The organism is Ilyobacter sp. (assembly GCF_041583315.1).
In the GTDB taxonomy this organism is placed as follows: Bacteria; Fusobacteriota; Fusobacteriia; order Fusobacteriales; family Fusobacteriaceae; genus Ilyobacter.
Genome location: NZ_JBFHGC010000357.1, coordinates 1 through 3,075 on the forward strand (window position 1 = coordinate 1; position 3,075 = coordinate 3,075).

The following is a 3,075-nucleotide window of genomic DNA, read 5'->3' on the forward strand; positions in this document are numbered from 1 at the left end:
AGGGGTGGCCAAATACGACCAGCTTGTCCAGGGTCTAGAGGATAACAGGGGAATAAATCAGATCCTGGAAATAGAGTATCTGGACTTTTTGAAAAACAGTGATGAAGAGTACAGACAAATACTTGAGAATCTCTACGATCATAAATATAAGAACAGACATTTTGACTACATAATAACAATAGGGAAAAATGTAGATTTGGATTTTGAAAAAAGATTTCAGGGGGATAAATATATTTATCTGGAAAGTTATTACGGACTCGATAACGTGGAGATTGAGAAGGTGAGCCTGGAAAGATTTATAGAAATAATTATAAAAATGCAGCCTGATCTGAGGAATATTTATATACAGAATTTTTATAATATAGATTTGATTGCTCTGAGAGGAAAATATAGAATAATTAATTTTTTTAAGGTGGATCTGGCAAACAGCAAAACAGCAGAGGAGCTCATGAAAAAAGATAAAAAAAATGCCCTTATTCTGGCTGATGAGGTGAATAAAGAACTCTTAGATTTTTCCTTTCCGGTGTATTCTTATAAACTTGTTCCCAATGATAGATATACAGTTTCTTTGATAAGAGATTACTATATGGCAGGAAAAAATCTGGCTTCTGTTATGCTAAATAAAAAAAGCAGGATAAAGCTAGACGATATTTCCTATCTGATAAATGATGTAAAATCTAAAAAATACAACCTTTATCTGGATCCACTTGGGACAAATATAAAATATTTCAATGCAAATATAATAAATATAGACAGAGGAATCGTGATGTACGTCCTGCTGTCAGTATTCTCTGTTCTGAACCTAATTTTTATTTTGATAGGTATGAGATGGAGCAAAATGGTAAAGAAGTATAAAAAGCTCAAGATAATAGCCGAAGAAAACAGTAAAATAAAAGACAGATTTCTGGCAAATATGACTCATGAACTGAGAACCCCCCTAAACGGGATAATCGGCATGGTGGAGATAATGAAAAACCACAGCAGAAGTAAGAAGCTACAGGTGATAGATGCATCTGCAAAACACCTCCTTTCCATGGTAAATGACATTCTTGACTTTTCAAAGCTCACTGCAGAAAAGGAGAATATAGATATATCTCTGATCGATGTAAAAAATCTGATGAATGAGATCATACTTATTTTTTCCAGCATCAACGGGATACAGATATCCTGCAATGTAGATGGTGATATGCCTAAAAAGGTTTACGGAGACTATCTGAAGCTGAAGCAGGTACTTATAAATCTCATGAGTAATGCTGTGAAATTTACAAACAGGGGAAGTGTCAGCCTAGATGTGAAGGTTATGACCAAAACTTCCGGTAATGTGTCAGTTGATTTTTCCGTTTCTGACACAGGAATTGGTATTCCCGGGGATAAAATAGACAGACTTTTTGACAGCTTCACACAGATAGAAAATTTTCATTCCAGAACTTATGGTGGGACAGGACTGGGACTGACAATAGTAAAACAACTGATTACACTTCTTGGAACAGAGCTCGTAGTGGAAAGTGAAGTGGGGAAGGGAAGCAGATTTAGTTTTCAGATGAATTTCAAGGTGGGAGACGATTCTTTTAACAGTGAGAAAAGAACGGCAATAGTGGTGGCAGATAAAAGAGCGTTTATTCTGAAGGAGCTTTCCAAATTGGGAATAGAAACCATAACAGCCGATGAGGAAGATGCTATGGAGATAAAAAAGGCCTTTGGAAACGCAGTCATCTTTACAGAAAAAGGAAAAAGCATAGAAGGGACTAAAATAATAGAGAACATAGAAGACACTTATGAACTGAAGGATGACGACTATATTCTCCTGAATCCCTTTATAAATATAAATTTGATACCAGATGAAAAGGAAAAGGATGAAAATAACCTCATGTGCAGAGGACATGTCCTTGTGGTAGAGGACAATGTGGTCAATGCAAATATACTGAAGGAGTATCTTAAGAAGAGTATAGAGGTGGATATTGCCTATAATGCTGAAGATGTTAAAAATAAAGATCTTTCAAAATATGATCTTATATTGATGGATATAGAGCTCCCGGGAATGTCAGGAATAGAACTCACCAAAAAATTGAAAACAGAAATACCTGTGATAGCTCTGACGGCCCATTCACTGGAAAGATACAGAGAAGAGTGTTTAGCTGCAGGGATGAAGGGGTTTTTAACTAAACCCATAGAATTTGACAAACTTAACGGGATATTGCATCAGTATCTTCACCTTGATATGGAAGAGCTGACAGAATATTACGGAAAAGATTTTCTGAATAAAATTATTGAAGTTTATTTGGAAGAGTCAGATGAGCTTTTAAATGATCTGAAGACAAATAAAAAATCAGCTGCACATAAACTAAAGGGAAGCATTGGATATTTTAAAAGAGATGATATAATAAAGTTATTGGAAGAGATAGAAAACGAAAACTTTACCTTAATGGATGAGTTGTTGGAAAAACTTGAGTTATTCAATAGAATGCTTGGTAAACATGGAGGGAAAGATGAAAGTTCTGATAGTGGACGACAGCTTAATGGGAAGAAAACTGGTAGAAGAAGTTGTTGAAAATGAATTTAACAAAATATATACTGCAACATGTGGTAAGGCCGCACTGGTAATGACATTGCAGCATAAACCTGAATTTATAATTTTGGATGTGATGATGCCTGACATAGACGGTTTTGAAATATGCAGAAAGATAAGAAAAAATCCAAATATTTACGGGTATCCTTATATAATGATACTCACGGGAAAAGACAGCGACGATGATGTAATAACAGGATTTGAAAACGGGGCAGACGACTATCTGAAAAAACCTTTTAATTCCAGGGAACTGCTCCTCAGAGTGAAATCCGGTCTCAGAAAGAATAATAAAGTAATAAAATCTCTCTATTATGGTAAACTTACTATTTTTGAAGAGTCTAAAACAGTGAGGCTAGATGAGGAAGAGGTGAAACTTTCTAAGACTTTGTTTAAACTTCTTGTTTACTTCATAAAAAACAAGGGGATAAGCCTGTCACGGGAAATGATATATAAGAATGTATGGGAAGAGGAATTTGTAAAGGGGAACAGAACCGTAGACGTATACGTGA

Annotated in this window: 2 protein-coding genes; both read left to right on the plus strand. The window is 35.2% G+C overall.

Going from position 1 to position 3,075, the window contains the following annotated elements; all coding sequences use genetic code 11:
* The coding region (locus ABZA26_RS11300; RefSeq protein ID WP_372714629.1) for an ATP-binding protein at positions 1-2,548 on the plus strand (2,548 nt) is incomplete at its 5' end.
* A partial coding sequence (locus ABZA26_RS11305; protein WP_372714630.1) for a response regulator transcription factor occupies positions 2,487-3,075 on the plus strand: 589 nt, incomplete at its 3' end. The genes ABZA26_RS11300 and ABZA26_RS11305, both read left to right, overlap by 62 nt.